The sequence below is a fragment of the Neisseria sp. P0014.S009 genome (assembly GCF_051958155.1).
GTDB classification, from domain to species: Bacteria; Pseudomonadota; Gammaproteobacteria; order Burkholderiales; family Neisseriaceae; genus Neisseria; species Neisseria flavescens_C.
The window spans coordinates 1-238 of sequence record NZ_JBQCVS010000254.1; the positions used below are offsets into that span (position 1 = coordinate 1).

Consider the following 238-nt stretch of genomic DNA (forward strand, 5'->3'; position numbering starts at 1 on the left):
GTGATCAAGTCAGGGCTGAATTCCGCCCGCCACCGTGGTGTTGTTGTTTGCGGCGGGCTTGTTTGGGGGCATGTTAACCCACGGGGCCCCCGGGATTGTGTGGGCGTGGGTATTGTGTTTTGTTTTTTTTTTTTCGACGAGCGGTGTGTTTTTTTTGTGTGTGTTTGCGTTCTGTGTATAAGTCGGTGGCGCGCTTTGTGGGTGCTGTGGTCCCCGCAGCGGGTGATTTAATACGACC

The 238-nt window shown here is 54.2% G+C and carries 1 protein-coding gene; it reads right to left on the reverse strand.

Annotation, left to right across the window (positions count from 1 at the left end):
- Window positions 1–9: 9 nt before the first annotated feature.
- A partial coding sequence (locus ACTHS4_RS12555; RefSeq protein WP_440366050.1) for a hypothetical protein occupies window positions 10–238 on the reverse strand: 229 nt, incomplete at its 5' end.